The sequence below is a fragment of the Tepidibacillus decaturensis genome, assembly GCF_001561915.1.
Lineage (GTDB): Bacteria > Bacillota > Bacilli > Tepidibacillales > Tepidibacillaceae > Tepidibacillus_B > Tepidibacillus_B infernus.
Genome location: NZ_LSKU01000001.1, coordinates 2,186,701 through 2,209,712, shown reverse-complemented (window position 1 = coordinate 2,209,712; position 23,012 = coordinate 2,186,701). Strand labels below are relative to the sequence as shown.

17 protein-coding genes, 1 tRNA gene and 3 pseudogenes are annotated in these 23,012 nt (G+C 36.6%); 19 read left to right on the top strand and 2 right to left on the bottom strand.

The annotated features are described in order from the left end of the window. The first annotated feature begins 226 nt into the window (after window positions 1-226). The 12 genes and pseudogenes from trxB (at window position 227) to cysK (ending at window position 13,146) form a co-directional block, all read left to right on the top strand. A pseudogene (trxB, locus tag U473_RS10395) lies at window positions 227-1,169 on the top strand (thioredoxin-disulfide reductase). Between the two features lie 345 nt (window positions 1,170-1,514). Beyond that, on the top strand, window positions 1,515-1,991 hold the full coding sequence (locus tag U473_RS10390; RefSeq protein WP_068726080.1) for an NUDIX hydrolase: 477 nt from the start codon (window positions 1,515-1,517) through the stop codon (window positions 1,989-1,991). A 71-nt stretch (window positions 1,992-2,062) separates the two neighbouring features. After that, complete coding sequence (locus U473_RS10385; protein ID WP_068726078.1) at window positions 2,063-3,025, top strand: ROK family glucokinase; 963 nt, start codon at window positions 2,063-2,065, stop codon at window positions 3,023-3,025. Between the two features lie 480 nt (window positions 3,026-3,505). Further along, complete coding sequence (locus U473_RS10380) at window positions 3,506-4,798, top strand: sugar ABC transporter substrate-binding protein (protein WP_068726074.1); 1,293 nt, start codon at window positions 3,506-3,508, stop codon at window positions 4,796-4,798. A 93-nt stretch (window positions 4,799-4,891) separates the two neighbouring features. Further along, window positions 4,892-6,226 (top strand): carbohydrate ABC transporter permease, encoded by a 1,335-nt coding sequence (locus U473_RS10375; RefSeq protein WP_068726071.1) that lies wholly within the window; start codon window positions 4,892-4,894, stop codon window positions 6,224-6,226. Then, window positions 6,223-7,065, top strand: a complete 843-nt coding sequence (locus tag U473_RS10370; protein ID WP_068726069.1) for a sugar ABC transporter permease — start codon at window positions 6,223-6,225, stop codon at window positions 7,063-7,065. The genes U473_RS10375 and U473_RS10370 overlap by 4 nt, the downstream gene beginning before the upstream one ends. Window positions 7,066-7,211: 146 nt before the next feature. Continuing rightward, on the top strand, window positions 7,212-8,813 hold the full coding sequence (locus U473_RS10365) for an alpha-amylase family glycosyl hydrolase (protein WP_235589104.1): 1,602 nt from the start codon (window positions 7,212-7,214) through the stop codon (window positions 8,811-8,813). An 83-nt stretch (window positions 8,814-8,896) separates the two neighbouring features. Beyond that, window positions 8,897-9,775, top strand: a complete 879-nt coding sequence (gene rapZ / locus U473_RS10360; protein WP_068726066.1) for an RNase adapter RapZ — start codon at window positions 8,897-8,899, stop codon at window positions 9,773-9,775. Window positions 9,776-9,784: 9 nt separating this feature from the next. Beyond that, the gene (locus tag U473_RS10355) at window positions 9,785-10,750 is read left to right on the top strand and encodes a gluconeogenesis factor YvcK family protein (protein ID WP_068726063.1); all 966 of its coding nucleotides are present in this window, start codon (window positions 9,785-9,787) and stop codon (window positions 10,748-10,750) included. Window positions 10,751-10,798: 48 nt separating this feature from the next. Then, window positions 10,799-11,736 (top strand): annotated as a pseudogene (gene whiA / locus U473_RS10350) (DNA-binding protein WhiA). Between the two features lie 55 nt (window positions 11,737-11,791). Next, complete coding sequence (locus U473_RS10345; protein WP_235589103.1) at window positions 11,792-12,049, top strand: HPr family phosphocarrier protein; 258 nt, start codon at window positions 11,792-11,794, stop codon at window positions 12,047-12,049. A 173-nt stretch (window positions 12,050-12,222) separates the two neighbouring features. Next, the gene (gene cysK / locus U473_RS10340) at window positions 12,223-13,146 is read left to right on the top strand and encodes a cysteine synthase A (protein ID WP_068726054.1); all 924 of its coding nucleotides are present in this window, start codon (window positions 12,223-12,225) and stop codon (window positions 13,144-13,146) included. Window positions 13,147-13,313: 167 nt separating this feature from the next. Here the strand turns inward: cysK and clpP are convergent, their stop codons facing one another. Together clpP and U473_RS10330 are read right to left on the bottom strand one after the other, a co-directional pair. Then, on the bottom strand, window positions 13,314-13,910 hold the full coding sequence (clpP, locus tag U473_RS10335) for an ATP-dependent Clp endopeptidase proteolytic subunit ClpP (RefSeq protein ID WP_068726051.1): 597 nt from the start codon (window positions 13,908-13,910) through the stop codon (window positions 13,314-13,316). A gap of 293 nt (window positions 13,911-14,203) precedes the next feature. Next, a tRNA-Arg gene (locus U473_RS10330) sits at window positions 14,204-14,282 on the bottom strand. 59 nt (window positions 14,283-14,341) lie between these two features. Here U473_RS10330 and rpoN point away from each other — a divergent pair. The 7 genes and pseudogenes from rpoN (at window position 14,342) to eno (ending at window position 22,843) form a co-directional block, all read left to right on the top strand. Then, window positions 14,342-15,670: an RNA polymerase factor sigma-54 gene (rpoN, locus tag U473_RS10325; protein ID WP_068726049.1), complete on the top strand. Its 1,329-nt coding sequence runs from the start codon at window positions 14,342-14,344 to the stop codon at window positions 15,668-15,670. Window positions 15,671-15,815: 145 nt separating this feature from the next. Then, the gene (locus U473_RS10320; protein WP_068727633.1) at window positions 15,816-16,814 is read left to right on the top strand and encodes a sugar-binding transcriptional regulator; all 999 of its coding nucleotides are present in this window, start codon (window positions 15,816-15,818) and stop codon (window positions 16,812-16,814) included. A 129-nt stretch (window positions 16,815-16,943) separates the two neighbouring features. Continuing rightward, window positions 16,944-17,951 carry a type I glyceraldehyde-3-phosphate dehydrogenase gene (gene gap, locus U473_RS10315; RefSeq protein WP_068726046.1) on the top strand — a complete coding sequence of 336 codons (1,008 nt, stop codon included), beginning with the start codon at window positions 16,944-16,946 and terminating at the stop codon, window positions 17,949-17,951. Between the two features lie 84 nt (window positions 17,952-18,035). Then, a pseudogene (locus tag U473_RS10310) lies at window positions 18,036-19,221 on the top strand (phosphoglycerate kinase). Window positions 19,222-19,229: 8 nt separating this feature from the next. Further along, window positions 19,230-19,988, top strand: a complete 759-nt coding sequence (gene tpiA / locus U473_RS10305) for a triose-phosphate isomerase (protein WP_068726043.1) — start codon at window positions 19,230-19,232, stop codon at window positions 19,986-19,988. Window positions 19,989-20,007: 19 nt separating this feature from the next. Further along, window positions 20,008-21,543, top strand: a complete 1,536-nt coding sequence (gene gpmI / locus U473_RS10300; RefSeq protein ID WP_068726041.1) for a 2,3-bisphosphoglycerate-independent phosphoglycerate mutase — start codon at window positions 20,008-20,010, stop codon at window positions 21,541-21,543. 7 nt (window positions 21,544-21,550) lie between these two features. Next, a complete protein-coding gene (gene eno / locus U473_RS10295) occupies window positions 21,551-22,843 on the top strand; it encodes a phosphopyruvate hydratase (protein WP_399167873.1) in 1,293 nt (430 codons plus the stop codon). Window positions 22,844-23,012 lie beyond the last annotated feature (169 nt).

Genomic DNA, 23,012 nt, shown 5'->3' with positions numbered 1-23,012 from the left:
TTATCATGAATCCTTACATGAGTAAATCTACACACTTTTCTGGGTTATCTTGCATTTTTCTGGGAAACCTAGTTTATAGGGAATATAAAGCAAAGCTATTAGATTTGGATAATAACTACCCTTATACCCCCATGGGTACTCGACAAATAAATAAAAAATCGTTAATATATAAGATGTTCTTCTAATTTAAAATTTTATATTTATATAAATGAGGGAGGTTTAACAAATGAGTGAAGAAAAAGTATATGATGTTGTCATTATTGGTGCTGGGCCTGCAGGTATGACGGCAGCTGTTTATACATCAAGAGCAAATCTTTCCACGGTTATGATTGAACGTGGAATCCCTGGTGGACAAATGGCCAATACAGAAGAAATTGAGAATTACCCTGGGTATGAAAGTATTCTTGGGCCAGATTTATCTAACAAAATGTTAGATCATGCAAAGAAATTCGGTGCTGAGTATGCTTATGGTGATGTGAAAGAAATTGTGGATGGACATCCATACAAAACAGTTAAATTGAGCAATAAAGAAATAAAGACTAAAACAGTGATTATCGCAACTGGTGCTCAACCACGTAAGCTAGGAGTTCCAGGTGAAACCGAATTAGCAGGTCGTGGGGTATCTTATTGTGCAGTCTGTGATGGTGCATTCTTTAAGGGACGTGAATTAGTGGTTGTTGGTGGCGGAGATTCAGCTGTTGAGGAAGCTGTTTATCTTACAAAATTCGCTTCAAAAGTAACGATTGTTCATCGTCGTGATGAATTTAGGGCACAAAAAATTCTCCAAGATCGTGCTTTTAGAAATGAAAAAATCAAATATATTTGGAATTCAACCGTTGAAGAGATTAAAGGGGAAAATCGTGTAGAAGGCGTGCGCATCAAAAATAAAGAGACAGGAGAGGAAATAGACTTTCCTTGCCAAGGAGTCTTTATTTATGTAGGAATGGTGCCACTTACAGAACCATTTAAAAACTTAGGAATTACTAATGAGGCAGGCTATATTTTAACCAATAATGTGATGGAAACAAAAATTCCAGGTATTTTTGCTGCAGGTGATGTAAGAGAAAAAAACGCTTCGCCAAGTGGTTACGGCTACAGGGGATGGAAGCATTGCTGCAATGCAAGCACAACACTATATTGATAAAATAAATGATGAGTTAGAAAAGTAAAGATGTAACAAACTTTTAATCCGTTTGTAACATAAGTGAAATATTATGGGATTATACTAAGAATATGAATTGACCCCCTTTTCTATAGATATATATTTTTTAGGCATGGTAAACTTACCATGCCCTTTTTGTGTTACGTTAAAAAAACTGTTAATATAATAGAGGGAATTGTATTTTACAACGCTGCTCCGTCATCCATGCCTTTTTCTGATTAAAAGAAAAGGAGAAAAAGGCATTACTGAAGGTCGCTTGCTTATGTAAAATACAATTCTGAGGTGTCAAGAAAAAGGGAATTATGTTTTGCAACGCGCTTATGTAATAGAATTCCCGAAGGGGTTGAAGATTTTGAAACGAGTAACCAATTGTATTTTAAAAAAAGGAAACCAAATTTTAATGCTACAAAAGCCTAAAAGAGGTTGGTGGGTTGTACCTGGTGGAAAGATGGAGCCAAATGAAAGTATTCAGGAAGCGATCAATAGAGAGTTTTACGAAGAGACACATTTACATTTAGAAAACCCTCAATTAAGAGGGGTATTTACCATTGTTATAAAAGATAAAGAAGAGATTGTCGAAGAGTGGATGATGTTTACTTACTATGCAGACCGCTTTTCAGGTGAACTCAATCCTTTTTGTAAGGAAGGAAATCTAGAGTGGAAGCCAATTGAAGAAGTTCTCCAATTACCAAAGGCTCATGGAGATAATATTTACTTAAAGCATATTTTACACTCTAGTGAAATCATAACTGGAAAATTTGTATATACACCTGATTATCAATTAATTTCTTATTCGATTGATCACTTCTTAGAACCAATTAAAACTTGAGTCATGCATTGACTAAAATCGACGTTCAATTGTATGATGGTCAAAAATAGATAAAGAAATGGTGATGAAAGATGTCAAAGCAAACGATCTTAATCGGAATTGACCTTGGAGGAACAAGCATAAAAATGGGACTTGTTTCCACAGAAGGAGAGCTACTATCCCATCAGGAAATCTCAACAAGAACAAAAGAAGGCGTAAATGCCATCATCGAAGATATGGTTCAATATGCAAAAACCTTAGTTCAAGATCAGGGCTTTGCCCTTGACCAAGTCCAAGGAATAGGAATTGGAATTCCCGGGTTACTAGATATGGAACAAGGAATTGTTCGTTTAGCTCCCAACTTAGGGTGGAAAGATGTGGCCATAAAAAAACAGCTTGAAGAAAAACTGAATATTCCTGTTAAAATTGAAAACGATGCGAATATCGCTGCGCTTGGGGAAGCATGGGTAGGTGCAGGAAAAGGCTATAAACATATCGTAATGGCAACGATCGGTACAGGAATTGGTGGTGGAATCATCATAGACGGAAAGATTCTTCATGGAAAGAAAGGGATGGCTGCTGAGTTGGGACATATTCCTATTTCAGATGAAGGAATTCAGTGTGGATGTGGTAATTATGGCTGTTTAGAAACAGTTTCTTCTGCAACAGGAATGATTCGTAAAGCAAAAGAGGTCGTTACACAAGGAAGGCCATCACTCTTAACAGAACAATATGTAGATAAAATGGATGAAATCACGGCGAAAAGTGTGATTGATGCAGCGAAACTTGGTGACCACGAAGCTATGCAAATTGTGAATCGTGCGGGATCTTTATTAGGTAAAGCACTAGCAACGGTTGCTAACTTATTAGACCCAGAAATCATGATTATTGGTGGTGGTGTATCTAGGGCAGGAGATATTTTGTTTAATCCGATTAAACAGGCTTTTCATGAACATGGATTGAAAAATATCATAGATTCTATGGAGATTGTTCCTGCACAGCTTGGAAATGATGCAGGGATGATCGGAGCGGCATCGCTTTTTCGCTTCTTATAGGGAAATTTCGTTTTACAGCGCGCTCCGGTCATCCGAGTCTTTTTCTGATTAAAGAATAAGAAGAAAAAGGGCGAAGCTATACAATAATGTATGGCTTCTTTGTTTGATGTGATTCCTTTTCCTTAAAGTGGGGGCTTTAAGGGACAATTTTAATATACATGATAATTATTATAAAAGTGTGATAAAGAATTAAAAGTTGGAATAAATTTTTATAAAAATAAACCTTCCCAAATAGACAAACTTGATTTATAATAAAGCTATGAAAACGTTTGCCTTACAGTTTCGTTTAAACCGAGTTTAAATTTTTTTATAGGTTTGTGCAATCGTTTTCCTAGATTACTTATATTTTTTCAGTTCCAATGAAAGCGTTTTTAATAACAAAAGCCTTTAGGCTTTTGTTAAAGAGAATAATGCTTTTTAATATCCTAGGTTCTTAAAAAGCATTATTCAAAAAAACTAAAAAGGATAGGTGGGGTCAAGATGAAAAAGTTTTTAAGTTTAATGCTTGTGTTCGCTCTTGTCCTTTCACTCGCTGCATGTGGCAGCGGTACGAAGGAAGAGCCAACAACAAAACCAGCAGATGATCAGCAAAATCAAGCAGCAACGGAAGAGATTAAACCTGAAGAAGGAGCAAAATTAGTTCTTTGGGAATCTGGTGGAGCAGTTGGCGAATGGGCAAAATTTGTAGCGCAAGAATTTGAAAAGAAATATGGAGTTCCAGTCAAATTTGAAGAAGTTGGCCACACAGATGCACCTAAAAAATTACAAACAGATGGACCTGCTGGATTAGGTGCTGACGTATTTGCTGCACCACATGACCATTTAGGGGAATTAGTATCTGCTGGCTTAGTGATGGAAAACTTCTGGCCAGAAGAGTACAAAAAAGACTATATGGATGCTGCGATTACAGGTACAACTTTTGAGGGTACGCTTTATGGTTATCCATCAGCTATCGAAACCTATGGTTTATTTTATAATAAAGATTTAGTTAAGACACTACCTGAAACTTGGGATGAGTTAATTGCCCAATCAAAAGAATTTACTGACAAAAATGCTAAGAAATATGGCTTTATGATGGAAGTAAGTAACTTCTACTTTGTCTACTCCTTAATGGGTGGTTATGGTGGTTATGTATTTGGCAATAATAACACTGATCCATCCGATATTGGCTTAAACAATGAAGGGTCTGTAAAAGCTGGAGAATTGTTACAACGTATTCATAATGAAATTTTACCTTTAAAAAATGAAGATATTACCTATGATATTAAACAATCCTTATTTAATGAAGGAAAATTGATGTTTAACTTAGACGGTCCTTGGGCTGTTGATGCGCACCGCCAAGCAGGTGTAAACTTTGGGGTTATGCCTTTACCAAAATTAGATAATGGTGAGCACCCAACAAGCTTTTCAGGAATTCGTGCTCTTTATGTAAATGCTTATACAAAATATCCAAATGCTGCTTCACTATTAGCTCAATTTGCTACAAGTGAAGAAAATCTCTTAAAATTCTTTGAAATGACAGGTATGTTACCTCCACGTACAGCATTATTAGATAATGAACAAATTAAAAATGATGAAATTGCATCTGCATTCTTAGAACAAGCTCAATATGCTGTTCCAATGCCTAATATTCCACAAATGCCTTCTGTTTGGGAGCCAATGGGATCTGCCTTAAGCATTATTTGGAATGAAGGAGCAAATGTTAAAGAGACCTTAGATAAAGGTGTTCAACAAATCAAAGATGCGATAGCAACCCAAGACGCAAACAAATAAGCTTTAATGTAAAATAAAGAGTCAATGCTTTTTTGGAAGGCATTGACTCTTCCACTAAACAACCTATTTCATTGGAAAGGTGGCGATGCAACGATGAGTTTGCAAACCAACCAGGCTACCTATAAGACGAAGCATGCGAAACGAGGGGCTTGGCTATCCGTAATATTTATGGGCTTAGGCCAAATTTATAATAGACAATATGTTAAAGGAATATTATATGCTTTATTAGAGCTTTATGTATTGGTTTTTTGGACAAAACCCTTCATGCATGGTATGTGGGGGCTTTTTACCTTAGGGGAAACGATTCAACAAAGATCACGTGGACGTGTTGTTGTGCAAGGAGATCATTCAATCTTCTTAATGATTGAAGGGATTATTTTTCTTATACTAGCTTTCATTTTTCTTTTTATTTATTACAAGAATATTCGTGATGCTTACAATAATGGTAAATTAAGAGATTTAGGTGAAACCGTTCATAATTTTAAGATGACTTTGGCATTTGCAAAAGAAAAAGGATATCCTTATCTTTTATTAACTCCTGCTGTAATATTCACTTTGTTTTTAACCGTTTTACCTCTTTTGTTTGGTATTCTAATTGCTTTTACTAACTATTCTGGACCACATCATTTGCCACCTAAATCATTGGTGGATTGGGTAGGATTTAAGTCTTTTATTGATCTGTTTAAATTAAAATCTTGGAGCAATACCTTTTATGGCGTTGCGATTTGGAACGTAATTTGGTCTATTATTGCTACGATTTCAACCTTTTTTGTAGGATTAATATATGCAGTGATGATCAATTATAAAAAAGTAAAAATGAAAAGATTTTGGAGAACCATTTATATCTTGCCATGGGCGATCCCTCAATTTATTGCAATATTGATTTTCCGCAATATTTTTAATGGTGAATTTGGTCCAATAAATAAAATGCTTGTTGAAATCGGCTTACCCATGATTCCATGGTTATCTGATCCTTTTTGGGCTAAAGTTTCCTTAGTTGTAGTAAATATTTGGTTTGGATTCCCGTATTGGATGGCTTTAATGTCAGGGGTATTAACTGGAATTGACAAAGAAATGTATGAAGCCGCTGATGTAGACGGAGCAACTGGTCCACAAAAATTCTGGAAACTTACTTTTCCATTGGTCATGTTAGCAACTACACCTTTACTGATTATGTCTTTTGCCCATAATTTCAATAACTTTAACTTAATTTATTTACTAACGGGTGGTGGTCCAGCTAGATCAGATTATAGTTTTGCTGGTTCGACGGATATCTTAATTAGCTGGATTTATAAATTAACCCTTGATCAAAACCAATTTAACATGGCTTCTGTTGTTTCAATCATCATATTCCTTGTAGTTGCTTCATTATCGATTTGGAACTTCAGTAGAACAAAAGCATTTAAAGAAGAGGATATGATACAATGATAAAAAATGAGAGATTAAGAGAACGCCTAGTTGTCACGTTGATTTATACCATTTTGATCGTTACATCAATTTTTGTTCTTTATCCTATAGTTTGGATAATAATCGGATCGTTAAATCCAGGAGATACTTTATTTAGCACTAAATTTATTCCGGATAACTTGTCATTAACCCATTACAAACATATGTTAACTGAAACAGATTATACAAAATGGTATTTGAATACCTTAAAAATAGCAACTGCAAATATGATTTTATCTACGTTCCTTGTTGTAACAGCGGCATATGCCTTTTCTCGCTTTCGTTTTCCAGGACGTCGTCAAGGATTAATGGCTATGCTTGTGCTACAGATGTTTCCCGGATTTATGGGAATGATTGCGATTTATATTTTGTTATTACAGATGGGGTTACTAGATAATCACTGGGGATTAATCCTTGTTTATGCAGGGGGTTCTATCCCGTTTGGTGCTTGGTTGGTGAAAGGCTATTTTGATGGCTTACCTAGAAGCCTTGAAGAGGCAGCTAAGATTGATGGTGCGACACATACCCAGATTTTCTTCAAGGTGATGATGCCGTTATCTTTCCCAATTCTAACTTTTATCGCCTTAACCAATTTCATTGGGCCTTGGATGGATTTTATTTTCGCTCGATTGGTTCTACGTTCCAATGAGAATAAAACATTGGCCATTGGTCTATATGAAATGGTAACGGGCCGAGGAAACACAGAGTTTACGAATTTTGCCGCAGGGGCTGTTCTAGTTGCTATACCAATCACGCTTTTATTCTTGTTCCTTCAAAAATATTTGATTGAAGGTGTTACAGCTGGGGCAAATAAAGGTTAATCATCATATTGCTTTAACTTAAAATCGTGTTCGAACAAATCGTTTGGGCACGATTTTATTCTACATTGTGTACAAAATGTATTTTACAACACAAGGAAAAAAAGGCAAAATACAATTCCATAACTGCTTTTAAGGGGGTAATGAATTTGTCTAAACGTTATAAAGTTTTTTTAGCAATTTCAATTTTTATATCGGTAATAGTGATCGGCTTTTCATCTTTAATGTTATGGGTTGGGATGAAAGAGGCAAGCCCAGAAAATGTAATAAAACCAACTGATCAATTGGGTAGCGCTTGGCCTAATTCTGTTTTTTACGAGATCTTTGTAAGATCGTTCTATGATTCTGATGGGGATGGAATTGGTGATATTAGAGGAATGACAGAGAAGCTAGATTATTTAAAGGAGCTTGGGGTAGAGGGGATTTGGTTAATGCCGATCAATCCTTCACCTAGTTACCATGGATATGATATCACTGATTATTATGGTATTAATCCGGATTATGGAACAATGGAAGATTTTAAACAATTTATTAAAGAAGCGCATGACCGTAATATTAAGGTCATTATGGATTTGGTTGTGAATCATACAAGTAAAGAACACCCATGGTTTAAGGATGCTCTTTCTTCTAAAGATAGTAAATATCGGAATTGGTATCTTTGGGCTGATGACAAGACAAACCTTTCTGAACGTGGGGAATGGGGTCAAGAAGTTTGGCATGGAGCTGGAGACAACAAATATTATGGAGTCTTTTGGGAAGGAATGCCTGATTTGAATTTTAACAATCCAGAAGTGCGAAAAGAAATTGAGAAGGTAGGCAAATATTGGCTCACTGAAATAGGTGTTGACGGTTTTCGACTAGATGCTGCAAAACATATCTATCCTGATCAGGAAAAAGAGAAAAATTATGCGTGGTGGCAAGAATTTCGCAAGGAAATGCAACATGCTAAGCAGGATGTATTCCTTGTGGGAGAAGTATGGGCACCAGCAACAGTTGTTGCACCTTATTTAAAAGATGGCCTACATTCTGCCTTTGATTTTGATTTATCTAGTAAAATCATTTCTTCTGTTCAAATGGAGGATGATGCAGGGGTTGTTACTTATCTAGAACGCGTAAGAAAGTATTACCAAAGTCAATCTAAAGACTATATTGATTCTACTTTCCTTACGAACCATGATATGGATAGAGTGATGAGTCAATTAAATGGAAATGTTGAGCACGCAAAAATGGCAGCCTCTATTCTATTTACCTTACCGGGAACACCTTTCATCTACTATGGTGAAGAAATTGGCATGCAAGGAAAAAAACCGGATGAATATATTCGTGAACCATTGCAATGGTATAACGCTCAAGAGGGCAATGGCCAAACTAATTGGGAGAGATCCTTTTATAATACAGGGGAAGATGCACCATCTGTTGAAGCCCAATTAAATGATCAGAATTCACTATTGAATCATTATAAAACGATGATCCATTTACGTAGGTCCTATGATGTACTGATCAAAGGGGAAGTAGAAGAAGTTAATGTCAGTGAAAAAGGAATCGTTGCATTCAAACGATCTCTCAATGAAGATTCGATGTTAATGATTCACAATATAAGCAAGGAACCAAAATTCTTAACACTTACGGGAAAAGAAGCTGAATACAAAAAAGCCTTATTCATGAGTGATTCTTCAACAAAGGTAAAGGATAAAGATCATCAAGTAGAGATTGAATTACCTGCATACAGTTCACTGATTTTGGTAAAATGATTCTCTTAGTTTTCAATTGACGAAAAAACATTATAATATATAAATTAAGTCGAATTTTTTAAAATTAAGGGATGTGACTCTAAATGGGTGAATCTCGACCTCTTCATTTAATTATTATTACTGGTATGTCAGGTGCTGGGAAAACGGTAGCAATCCAAAGTTTGGAAGATTTGGGTTTTTACTGTGTGGATAATCTACCCCCTGTTTTAATACCTAAGTTTGTTGACTTAATGGTGCAATCAGGTGGAAAAATCAATCGTGCTGCACTGGTGATTGACCTAAGAGGTAGAGAATTTTTCGAAACCTTGTCTGATGCACTAGAAGCTTTAGAACAATCTGATAAACTGTATTATCAAATTTTGTTTTTAGATGCAGATGATAAAACATTGGTCAGAAGGTATAAGGAAACGAGACGCCGCCACCCGCTATTAAATGAATCATCACCAATTGAAGGGATAACGGCTGAACGTAAACTGTTAGACGAGTTAAAGGGGAAAGCAAGTCAAATTATTGATACAAGTCTTTTAAAACCCAGCGAATTAAAAGAGAAAATGATCACAAGATTTTCTGACATTGACCAAAATCGGTTTAGTGTAAACATGATGTCGTTTGGTTTTAAATATGGTGTGCCAATTGATGCTGATCTGATCTTTGACGTTCGTTTTTTAGCAAATCCCCATTATATCGATTCCCTTCGTCCGCAAACAGGTTTAGATCAACCGGTTTATGATTATGTGATGAAGTGGCCTGAAACAAAAGAGTTTTTAAATAAACTGATGGATTTATTAACCTTCCTAGTTCCTAAATACCAACAAGAGGGAAAAAGTCAGGTTGTGATCGGAATTGGCTGTACTGGTGGTAAGCATCGTTCTGTTGCCATCACAGAATACATTGCGAAGTTTTTACAATCCGAATGGCATGTAAGTACAAATCATCGAGACATAGAGAAGGATCGTAAATAGAGGTGTGAAATGGGAGAATTACAACCTAAGGTAGTCGTGATTGGTGGAGGAACCGGCCTATCTGTGATGTTAAGAGGTTTAAAAAAACAAAACTTAGACTTAACAGCAGTCGTAACCGTCGCTGATGATGGAGGAAGTTCTGGAAAGTTAAGATCAGAATTAAATATGCTTCCTCCGGGAGATATTCGTAACGTTTTGATTGCGTTAGCAAATACTGAGCCTTTACTAGAAAAATTATTGCAGCATCGCTTTCAACAAGGTGAGGGGCTAGCTGGACATAGTTTAGGCAATTTATTGATTGCAGCGATGCAAGAAATAACTGGGGATTTTGTATTGGCTATTAAGGAACTAAGTCGTGTTTTAGCTGTAAAAGGACAGGTTTTACCTGCAACCCTGCAAAAGGTTCATTTATCTGCAGAATTAACAGATGGAACCATCATAAATGGGGAATCTAATATTCCCTTAGCCGCACAAAATCGAGGGATTAAGCGAGTTTTTATCAATCCTACTGATGTAAAACCGTTAGAAGATGCGATATTGGCTATTCAGCAAGCAGATGCTGTCGTCATCGGGCCTGGAAGCTTATATACGAGTGTTATTCCGAATCTTTTGGTTAATGGCATAAAGGAAGAAGTTCTTTCAACGAAAGCTAAAAAAATATATATTTGTAATGTAATGACTCAACCTGGTGAGACAGATCATTATTCTGCCGTTGATCATGTGAATGCGATTGAAGAACATGTTGGCCAAAAATTTATCGATTATGTTATCGTTAATGAAGGGGAAATCTCTGAAGAGATTAAGCAACAATATCGGGCAGAGAATGCAATTCCAGTGGCTTCTGATAAACAACTTCTTACACAAGCAGGTTATCGTGTCGTTGCAGAATCTTTTGTTAATTATCATACCTATTTAAGACATGATGCTGAGAAACTTAGCAAAAGTATTATACAAATCTTGCATCATCAAATATAACGAAGTAATTAAATTGGCAATTGAGGATTCAGGATTGAGGTGGTCACAATGTCCTTTGCCGCCGAAACAAAAAAGAATTAACCTATGTAAATGGTGAAGATGATTCTTGCATGATTGCTGAACTATCCGCTCTTGTTAGAATGAACGGTAGTGTTCAATTAACGAATCAAAAGGTTGTATTGGATATTTTGACCGAAAATGCTGCAATTGCAAGAAAAATTTATTCGATGATTAAGCAAATCTTTCACCTTCATGCTGAATTATTGGTTCGAAAAAAAATGAGATTGAAAAAGAACAACATTTATGTGGTTAGAGTTCCTCAGCAAGTAGAAATGGTGCTAAAAAAGTTAGCGATTGTAGAAGAGGGATTTTCCTTTTATCCCGGTATTAAGCGTGAGATTATCCAAAATGAATGTTGTAAGCGATCTTATTTGCGAGGTGCTTTTCTTGCAGGTGGATCTCTGAATCATCCTGAAAGTGCCTCTTATCATCTAGAGATTTCCTCTAGCTATCAAGAGCATATTGAAGATTTGTGCCAACTAGCGAATGAATTCGACTTAAATGCAAAGTGGATTGAAAGAAAAAAGGGTTATTTTATGTACATTAAAGAAGGGGAGAAAATAACGGAGTTTTTAAATATTATTGGCGCACATCAAGCTTTGTTCAAATTCGAGGATATACGTATTGTAAAAGATATGAGAAATTCCGTAAATCGTCTTGTAAATTGCGAAACAGCCAATTTAAACAAAACAGTTGGTGCAGCAATGAGACAAATAGAGAATATTCGATTGATTGATAAAATAATGGGACTTGAAAACCTTCCCACAAAATTAAAGGAGGTAGCCGAAGTTCGATTACAATATCCAGAATTAAACCTCGCTGAACTGGGATATCTTATTCCTAGTGGAAAAGTAAGTAAGTCAGGAATCAATCATCGTTTAAGAAAAATAGAAGAAATTGCAAATAAACTTAAAGCAGATTTGTAATATTTTTGTAATTCCATGTATAATATAGAAAATGGATCTAATTGGAGGGATTTTTGTGATATCTAAAAAAGTAACAGTTCAATTAAAGACGGGTTTACATGCAAGACCTGCAGCATTATTTGTTCAGGAAGCAAACAAGTTTTCCTCAGATATTTTCGTAGAAAAAGAAGATAAGAAAGTAAATGCAAAAAGTATTATGGGAATTATGAGCTTGGCCATTAACAGTGGTTCAGAAATCACGATTATTGCCGATGGTTCCGATGAAGAGCAAGCTGTAGAAAACTTAGCGACTTTATTAAGTAAAGAAAGCTAAGGTATTAAAAATGTAATGAGCTGTGATGAAATCGTCATAGCTCATTTTTCATATCCATGGGATCCACGAAAGTTTTCGGATTGTGCTTCCAAGGAGGTCATGAAATTGACATAGAATCATAGAAGTCTTACTATACTAATAACCTCAAACTATAAAAAAGGAGACTTGTAAACGTGAATGTTGTAAAAAATATCTCGGAATTGATTGGGAACACTCCAATAGTTAAATTGCAGCATGTTGGAGATGACGATGCCAATATTTTTGTTAAATTAGAATCTTTTAACCCTGGTGGAAGCGTAAAAGATCGGATTGCTCTACAAATGATCGAAGATGCCGAAGCAGAAGGAAAAATCAAACCGGGAGATACGATTATTGAAGCTACCAGTGGGAATACGGGAATTGGTGCAGCAATGGTTGCTGCTGCAAAAGGATATCGTGCTATATTTGTGATGCCAGATACGATGAGTATAGAAAGAAGAAATTTGTTACGCGCGTATGGTGCGAAGTTGGTGCTTACCCCTGGGGCAGAAGGAATGAAAGGGGCCATAACAAAGGCAAACGAATTGGTTAAAAAACATGGATATTTTCTACTTAGGCAATTTGAAAATCCTTCCAATCCAAAAGCTCATCGATTAAATACTGCCCAAGAAATTTATTCGCAAATGGATGGCAAAATTGATGGGTTTGTTGCAGGGATTGGAACAGGTGGAACCATTACAGGAGTTGGGGAAGTCTTAAAGGAAAAGAATCCAACTATACATATTGTAGCAGTTGAACCAACAGATTCTCCAGTTTTATCTGGAGGAAATCCAGGTCCACATAAGCTTCAAGGGATAGGTGCTGGTTTTATACCTGATACTTTAAATACTGCAATCTATGATGAGATCATTCAAGTGACAACAGAACAAGCCTTTAATACAGCAAGAGAAATAGCACAAACTGAAGGGATCTTGATAGGAATCTCTTCTGGTGCCGCAGTCTATGCAGCAAAACAAGTCGCAAAGCGTCTTGGCAAAGGAAAAAATGTTGTTGTGATTGCACCAGACACTGGAGAAAGGTACTTAAGTACATCATTATTTAATTTTGAAAATGAATAGATGATATGAAAAAAAGCGCCACATGAAAATAGCCTGTGGCGCTTTCCTCTATCATTTCGGGGTTTGTATATTCCATAAGCAGCGACTTTTGGGAGTGTATTTCTTACCTTATTTTTCATTAAGAGAAATACACGGACAACGGAGCGCGTTGGAATATACAAACCCTTTTATTTTAATTTCGGAATGGTGGTAATGATGTCATCAATTAGACCATATTCTTTGGCTTGTTCAGCAGTTAAGAAATTATCACGGTCTGTATCTCTTTCCACTTTTTTTAGAGGTTGACCTGTACGTTCTGCCAAAATCTCATTTAATTTTTTCTTCATCTCGATGATTCGTTTTGCGTGGATTTCAATATCACTTGCTTGCCCTTGTGTACCACCTAAAGGCTGATGAATCATCACTTCTGCATTTGGTAAAGCATAACGTTTTCCTTTTGCACCTGCAGTTAATAGGAAGGCTCCCATTGATGCTGCCATACCAATGGCTACTGTGGATACGTCTGGTTTAATAAATTGCATCGTATCATAAATAGCCATACCCGCTGTAATCGATCCACCAGGGCTATTGATATATAAATTAATATCTTTTTCAGGATCTTCAGCATTCAAAAACAGAAGTTGGGCAACAACTGAGTTTGCTACCGCATCATCAATTGGACTTCCTAAGAAAATAATTCGATCTTTTAATAACCTGGAATAGATATCGTAGGCTCTTTCCCCACGGTTTGTTTGTTCAATGACATAAGGAATAAAGTAACTCATAATCTAAAGTCCTCCTCTCAATGAATCATCATCAATAAAATATGCTCAACCTATTCATATCATACCTCAATGGTCAAAAAAGGTCAAACAATATGTTTCAATCATTTTCCTTCACTTAGTTTACCCGTTTTCTGTTAAAATAAACTTAGGTAGTATTTTTGAATACGTTTTTAAAAAAGGAAAATAAAAAAACCTTCCATTGAAGGTTTGAATTAATAATGGTGCACCCTAAAGGGCACAACAATCTTTCTCGAACAATGATGTACAATCGACGTAGTGCGAAGAATTTTCAATGGTGCGCTCGAAGGGACTCGAACCCCCGCAAAACCTGGCTCCGGAGGCCAGTGCTCTATCCAACTGAGCTACGAGCGCAAATGCAAATTATATTATACCTTTATAAAGTAAATAAATCAAGATAGTAGGGGATCATCATGCAACTAGGTTATGGTTTATACCAACAACAAACTCAAAAGTTAATCATGACACCTGAATTGCGTCAAGCGATCACGATCCTGCAATTTCCAGCCATAGAATTAACAGAATATCTACATCAACAAATTGTAGAAAACCCTGTTTTTGATATAGAAGATAAAGAAATGGAACGCTACGAGTTTTTTTACCAAAACAGCCGTAAATCATTAGGTGTTATGAAGGCTGATGAGGAGGAGTTTAATATTTGGGATCGCATTGCGACTCCTACAGCTACTTTAGAAGAATATTTGTTAGAACAAGCACGCTTTTTAGCGATTGACAATAGACAATTTCACATTTTGAAATTTATTATTGGTAATTTAGATGATTCTGGGTATTTAACAATTCCATTAACTGATTTAGCCAAACAACTTCAAGTAAATCTATCTGAAATTGAACAAGCTCTAACTCAACTCCATTCTTTAGAACCTGTAGGTGTGGGGGCAAGAAATTTACAAGAGAACCTGTTACTCCAATTAAAGAAGATGGATCCGATTGATGAGAAAGCGATTAAAATCGTTAGTCATCATCTAACTGACTTAGGAGAGAAAAGGTTTCAAAAAATCGCACAAGCCCTCGGGATTAGTTTGCTTGAGGTGCAACAATGTGCTGATTTAATTAAAACATTAAATCCTTCACCAGCCTATGGTTTTCAAAATGGAACAGCTCGATATATCCTTCCTGATATTACAATTGAAAAGATAGAGGGGGAATATATCGTCATTGTAAATGATACCTTAGTACCAAGGCTTAAAATTAACTCATACTACAGGCAATACATTCAAACTCATGGGCAAGAAGGAGAAGCAAGTAAATATATATTAGACAAACTTAATGCAGCAGAATGGTTAGTTAAAAGTATTGAACAGAGGCGTAATACTTTATATAAAGTAACAAATGCCATTTTAAAATATCAAAGGCAGTTTTTTGAAACGAAACAGTTAAAACCTTTAACATTAAAAACAATTGCAGAAGAAATTGGTGTCCATGAATCTACAGTAAGTAGAGCTACCAATCAAAAATATGTTCAGACCCCGATTGGTATTTTTGAGCTAAAATATTTCTTTAATACTGGGGTAGCAACAAGTAGTGGTGAAGTGACATCCGCTGAAAATGTTAAGGAATTAATAAAGAAAGTGGTCGATGGGGAAAATAAACAAAAACCACTATCTGACCAAAAAATTGTGGAGTTATTACAACAAGAAGGGATTGAAATTTCAAGAAGGACAGTAGCCAAATATCGGGATGAACTAGGTATCTTGTCTTCTTCCAAACGTAAAAGATTTTGAAAATGGGGTTGCGATTTTATTCATTTCTCGTTATGATTATATAAGGGAAGTGGATTTTTTTTGGAGTCTGCGGGACATAATATGTAAAGGTGGGACTATTTTAGACCAAAGGGGAGTATTCGTCTTGGATTTATTACAACTCCAAATGAAATTAGTACCAGATGTACTTGAAATAATGCAAAAACGTTATAAGGTTCTACATCATATATCCTTGATGCAACCGATAGGAAGACGAAGTTTGTCTCAATCTTTAGGTTTTACTGAACGAATATTGAGAGCCGAAATTGATTTTTTGAAACAACAAGGTTTAATCGATGTAGAAACAAGTGGCATGAAAGTAAGTCAAGAAGGATACGAAGTTCTAGAAGAAGTATCCCCATATATTAAAAATTTATTTGGTCTTTATCAATTGGAACAGCAATTAAAAGAAAAATTGCAGCTTCCTGAAGTGGTTGTTATTTCAGGGAACGCAGATGAAGACCAATTGGTTAAAAAAGAAATGGGAAGAGCTGCTGCTCAGCTTATTCGACAATTGGTGAATGAAAAGGATATTGTGGCTTTAACCGGAGGATCAACGATTGCGGAGGTCGCTTATATGATGCCTGAACAACCGCCATTGCCTTCTGTGTTATTTGTTCCCGCGCGAGGAGGAATGGGAGAGAATCACGAGTACCTAGCAAATACCTTGGTATCGACCATGGCAAAAAAAACCAACGGTTCTTATCGTTTACTTCATGTGCCAGAACAATTAAGTGAAAGTACTTATCATTCTTTAATGAATGAGGACTATGTAAAGGAATTACTCAGTGTTATACGTTCTTCAAGAATGGTTATTCACGGGATAGGGCAAGCTAACACTATGGCAATTCGGCGAAATGTACCAAAGGAAATTCTAGATTTACTAGAAGAAAAACATGCCGTAGGTGAAGCTTTTGGTTATTACTTTGATCAAGAAGGTAAAATTGTCTATAAAATGAAAACCATTGGTCTTACCCTAGATGATCTACAGCATATTCCTCACATGATTGCTGTTGCTGGTGGTAAAAGTAAAGCCAATCCCATTCTTTCTGTACTTAGACATAATTTAAAACCCATTTTGGTAACTGATGAGGGAGCAGCTAGAGAGATTTTACAACAAATATAAGTTGCATTTAGACATTTTAGTTTTTTGCTTGCTTGTTTATTTGAAACTTTACTTTTCATCACTTTTGTCGGTGATTAGAAAAGTATTGTTTCTTCATAATAACAATAAAAAACAGAATGAGGAGGAAATATTATGCTTAAAGTAGGTATTAACGGCTTTGGTCGAATCGGAAGAAATGTTTTTAGAGCAGCTCTAAATCATCCTGAAATTGAAATTGTTGCTGTGAACGATTTAACCGATGCAAAGATGCTAGCTCATTTATTAAAGTATGATTCAGTTCACGGTAAACTGGATGCTACCGTCGAAGTCGTTGAAGGTGGCTTTAAAGTAAATGGTAAATTAGTAAAAGTTGTTGCTGAAAGAGATCCAGCGCAATTACCATGGAAAGAGCTTGGAGTAGAATTAGTCGTTGAATCAACTGGACGTTTTACAAATCGTGAAGATGCAGCAAAGCATTTAGAAGCAGGCGCTAAAAAAGTGATTATCTCTGCACCAGCAAAAAATGAAGATATCACAATTGTAATGGGAGTTAACGAAGAAAAATATGACCCTGCAAACCACCATGTGATTTCAAATGCTTCTTGTACAACAAACTGTTTAGCACCATTTGCCAAAGTTCTTCATGAGAAATTTGGTATTAAACGCGGTTTAATGACAACTGTACACTCTTATACCAATGACCAACAAATTTTAGACTTACCACATAAGGATTATCGTCGTGCTCGTGCAGCAGCTGAATCGATTATTCCGACAACGACAGGTGCTGCTAAAGCAGTTGCTCTTGTATTACCAGAATTAAAAGGAAAATTAAACGGATTCGCAATGCGTGTACCAACTCCTAACGTCTCTGTTGTTGACTTAGTTGCTGAATTAGATAAGAATGTTACCGTTGAAGAAGTAAACGGAGCATTGAAGGCAGCTGCAGAGGGAGAACTAAAAGGTATTTTACAATACTCCGAAGAACCATTAGTATCGATTGACTATAATCATGATCCACATTCCTCATCTATTGATGCTTTGTCAACCATGGTAATGGAAGGAAACATGGTTAAAGTGGTTTCTTGGTATGATAATGAATGGGGATATTCTAACCGTGTTGTCGATTTAGCTGCATATATTGCAAAAAAAGGTATTTAATCAGAGAAAAGTAAGAGTCAGGTTTTAACAATTAAAGGGGAGAATGATTAAATTCTCCTCTTCCTGCATATAGGAGGGATACATATGAACAAAAAGACGGTTCGTGATATCGATCTAAAAGGAAAAAAGGTTTTTTTGTCGAGTCGATTTTAATGTCCCATTACAAGATGGGGTGATTACTGATGACACACGTATCCGTGCAGCACTTCCGACGATTCAATATATCATGGAACAAGGTGGTAAAGTAATCCTAGCTAGCCATTTAGGCCGTCCAAAAGGTAAAGTAGTAGAGGAAATGCGGCTTACCCCTGTTGCGAGAAGGCTTTCTGAACTACTGGGTAAAGAAGTAAAGAAAACTGATGAAGCAGTTGGTGATGATGTAAAAGTTTTGATCAATCAGATGAATGAAGGCGATGTTGTTCTTCTTGAAAATGTCCGTTTTTATCCAGGAGAAGAGAAAAACGACGCTGAATTAGCCAAAGCTTTTGCAGAACTTGCTGATGTCTATGTAAATGATGCATTTGGTGCAGCACATCGTGCACATGCATCAACTGAAGGAATTTCCAAATATCTTCCAGCTGTGGCAGGATTTTTAATGGAGAAGGAAATCGAGTTTTTAGGTAAGGCTTTATCCAACCCTGAGCGTCCTTTTACAGCCATTATCGGTGGTGCAAAAGTAAAGGACAAAATCGGAGTAATTGAAAATCTATTAGAGAAGGTAGATAACCTAATCATCGGTGGAGGATTAGCTTATACCTTTATCAAATCACAAGGATATGAGATCGGAAAATCTCTATTAGAAGAAGACAAAATAGATTTGGCGAAGTCTTTTATCGAAAAAGCCAAGGAAAATAATGTCCGCTTTTTGATGCCAGTAGACGCAGTTGTTGCTGATGATTTTTCCGAAACAGCAAATACAAAAATCGTGGATATTAAAGAAATTCCGGCTGATTGGGAAGCTCTAGATATTGGTTTAAAAACAGTAGAATTATATCGTGAGGTGATTCTAAATTCCAAATTAGTGGTTTGGAATGGACCAATGGGTGTCTTTGAAATGGATCGATTTGCAAAAGGTACAAATGGAATTGCCCAAGCAATGGCAGATACAAATGCGACGACCATTATCGGTGGTGGTGATTCTGCTGCAGCGATTGAAAAAGCAGGTTTAGCCGATCAAATGACTCATATTTCTACTGGTGGCGGTGCTTCCTTGGAATTTATGGAAGGTAAAGAACTACCAGGTGTTGTAGCATTAAATGATAAGGAATAGGTGATCAAATGCGCACTCCAATTATTGCAGGAAACTGGAAAATGAATAAAAATAGAGCTGAGACGAAATCCTTTATTGAGCAAGTCAAAGATTTCTCTGTTGACGGTGTTGAAGCAGTATTATGTGTGCCCTATACGGATTTAGCTATATTAAAGGATTCTCTTCCAAGTCAAATTAAAATTGGGGCTCAAAACATCCATTGGGCAGACAATGGAGCTTTTACCGGTGAAATTAGCCCTTTGATGCTAAAAGAGTTAGATGTTCAATATGTCATTATCGGTCATTCTGAACGTCGAGAAATGTTTGGTGAAACAGATGAAACGGTAAACAAAAGAGTTCATGCTGCTTATAAGCATGGAATTACACCGATCGTTTGTGTCGGTGAGAAGTTAGAAGAAAGAGAAGCAGGTAAAACAAAAGAAATCGTGAAAGAACAAACGGAAAAAGCTTTAGTTGGACTTTCCTCGGAACAGGTAAAACAACTCGTGATAGCTTATGAGCCAATTTGGGCCATTGGCACAGGAAAGTCTTCTTCAGCAGAAGATGCAAATGAAGTGATTAGCTATATTCGCTCAGTCGTTGCTGATCAATATGATCAACAAGTGGCTAACGAGGTTCGCATACAATATGGGGGAAGTGTGAAACCAGAGAATATAGTGTCTTTTCTGGCTCAATCAGACATTGATGGAGCATTGGTCGGAGGGGCAAGTTTAGAACCTAACTCCTTTATGGCGTTAGTTAAGGGTGCGAAAACAAACGAACAATAGAATGGAGAGTGAACCCGAGATGACTCGACCAAAACCAGTAGCACTTATCATCTTAGATGGGTTTGGACTACGTGATGAAGTTAATGGAAATGCGATAGCTCAAGCAAAAAAACCTAATTTTGATCGATATTGGAGTGAATTCCCACATACTCAACTTGGAGCGAGTGGGTTGTCTGTTGGCTTACCAGATGGGCAGATGGGAAACTCGGAAGTAGGTCATTTAAATATTGGCGCAGGGCGGATCGTATACCAAGAATTAACAAGAGTCACAAAGTCAATTGAAGAAGGTACTTTCTTCCAAAATGAAGTTTTTCTCAATGCAATAAAGCACGTAAAAGAAAAAAACAAAAAGTTGCATTTGTATGGCTTAGTATCTGATGGTGGTGTGCATAGTCACATCGATCATTTATTTGCTCTATTAGAATTAGCAAAAAAGGAAGAGGTAAAGCAAGTTTTTGTTCATGCATTCCTTGATGGACGTGATGTTGCACCAGATAGTGCGATTGAATATATTCGCCAGCTTCAAGAAAAAATGAATGAACTTGGAGTTGGACAAATCGCAACCATTCAAGGGCGCTATTATGCAATGGATCGTGATAAGCGTTGGGAACGAACTGAAAAGGCTTATCGTGCCATGGTTTATGGAGATGGCCCACATTATACAGATCCAATCAAGGCAATTCATGAGTCCTATGAAAAAAGCGTATTTGATGAATTTGTTATGCCTATAGTCATTGTAGATGATAATGATAAACCAGTAGGATTAATTGAATCAGAAGATGCAGTAATATTCTTTAATTTTAGACCAGACCGTGCGATTCAAATTTCGCAAGTGTTTACGAACAGTGATTTTCGCGGATTTGATCGAGGTCCTAGTTTCCCCAAAGATGTATATTATGTGACTCTTACACATTTTAGTGAGACAGTAGGAGGCTATGTCGCATATAAGCCTACGAACTTAGATGATACCTTTGGAGAAATCGTAAGTCGTGAAGGATTAAAGCAATTACGGATTGCCGAGACTGAAAAGTATCCACATGTCACCTATTTCTTTAGTGGAGGTCGTGAAGCTGAATTTGAAGGTGAGACAAGGATTTTAATTCCTTCACCAAAGGTTGCAACTTATGATTTAAAACCTGAAATGAGTATTTATGAAGTGACTGATGCAGTTGTAAAAGAAATAGAAGCTGAAAACCATGATGTGATCATTCTCAATTTTGCAAACCCAGATATGGTTGGCCATTCAGGAAAGATGGAACCCACCATCAAGGCAATCGAAGCGGTAGATGAGAATTTGGGTAGAGTAGTGGAGGCAATCCTAGCAAAAGGGGGAGTAACCATTGTGATTGCTGACCATGGAAATGCTGATCACATGATTGATGACAAAGGAAATCCAATTACTTCACATACAACAAATCCAGTACCTTTTATCTTAACGAAAAAAGGTGTTGAATTACGTGATGGTGGGGTACTTGCAGATGTAGCACCAACGATGTTAAAGTTATTGGGGATAAAACAGCCTGAGGCGATGACAGGAAAATCAATTATTTTATAGGGAGTGTATGATTGTGACAATTATTGCTGATGTTTATGCACGCGAAGTATTAGATTCACGCGGAAATCCAACGGTAGAAGTTGAAGTGGTCTTAGAATCTGGTGCCTTTGGTAGAGCGATTGTTCCATCAGGTGCATCTACTGGTGCCCATGAGGCGGTAGAATTAAGAGATGGGGACAAAGACCGTTATCTTGGTAAAGGGGTACTTAAAGCCGTTGAAAATGTAAATAACATTATTGCACCTGAGGTTATTGGTATGGATGCGCTTGACCAAGTGGGCATTGATGAATTTCTTATTCAATTAGATGGTACACCTAACAAAGGGAAACTAGGAGCAAATGCAATTCTTGGTGTTTCTTTAGCTGTTGCTAGAGCAGCTGCTGATGCATTAGGGGTTCCTTTGTATGCGTACTTAGGTGGATTTAATGCAAAAACCCTTCCTGTACCAATGATGAATATTTTAAATGGTGGTAAACACGCAGATAATAACGTAGATATTCAAGAATTTATGGTTATGCCAGTTGGTGCTGAAAACTTCCGTGAAGCATTACGGATGGGTGCTGAAATTTTTCACAACTTAAAATCAGTATTGAAAGCAAAAGGTTTAAATACTGCAGTTGGTGATGAAGGTGGCTTTGCACCAAACCTTTCATCGAATGAAGAAGCCATTACAACCATTCTTGAAGCGATTCAAAAAGCAGGCTATAAAGCAGGCGAAGATGTTTACCTTGCATTAGACGTGGCTTCAACTGAGATTTACAAAGATGGTAAGTATCATTTGGAAGGTGAAGGTGTCGTAAAAACCACTGACGAAATGATCGACTTCTATGAAGATTTATTAAACAAATACCCAATCATTTCAATCGAAGATGGTCTTGCTGAAGATGATTGGGAAGGGTGGAAGAAGCTTACTGAACGTTTGGGTAAAAGAGTCCAATTGGTTGGCGATGATCTATTTGTTACAAATACCGAACGTTTAGCTAGAGGAATTGAAATGGGAACAAGTAATTCCATTCTTATTAAAGTCAATCAGATTGGGACATTAACTGAAACTTTCGATGCCATTGAGATGGCAAAACGGGCAGGATACACAGCAGTAATTTCCCATCGTTCTGGTGAAACTGAAGATTCCACCATTGCTGATATTGCGGTTGCAACCAATGCAGGTCAAATTAAAACAGGTGCACCTTCCCGTACTGACCGTGTGGCAAAATACAATCAATTACTTCGTATCGAAGATGAATTATCCTACATCAGCCGTTTTGGTGGTAAACAAGCATTTTATAATTTAAAATTTTAATTAAAAAAATTTTAATGAACAATACAACAAGGTAACATCTCAAAGAGTAGCATTTTTCAAGTGCTACTCTTTTTCATTTATATAATGAAAAAATCATTAAAATTTTTACAATGGGAAATACTTCCTTGTGCTAAAATAGAGTAGACAACACATACATACTTAGTTGAGA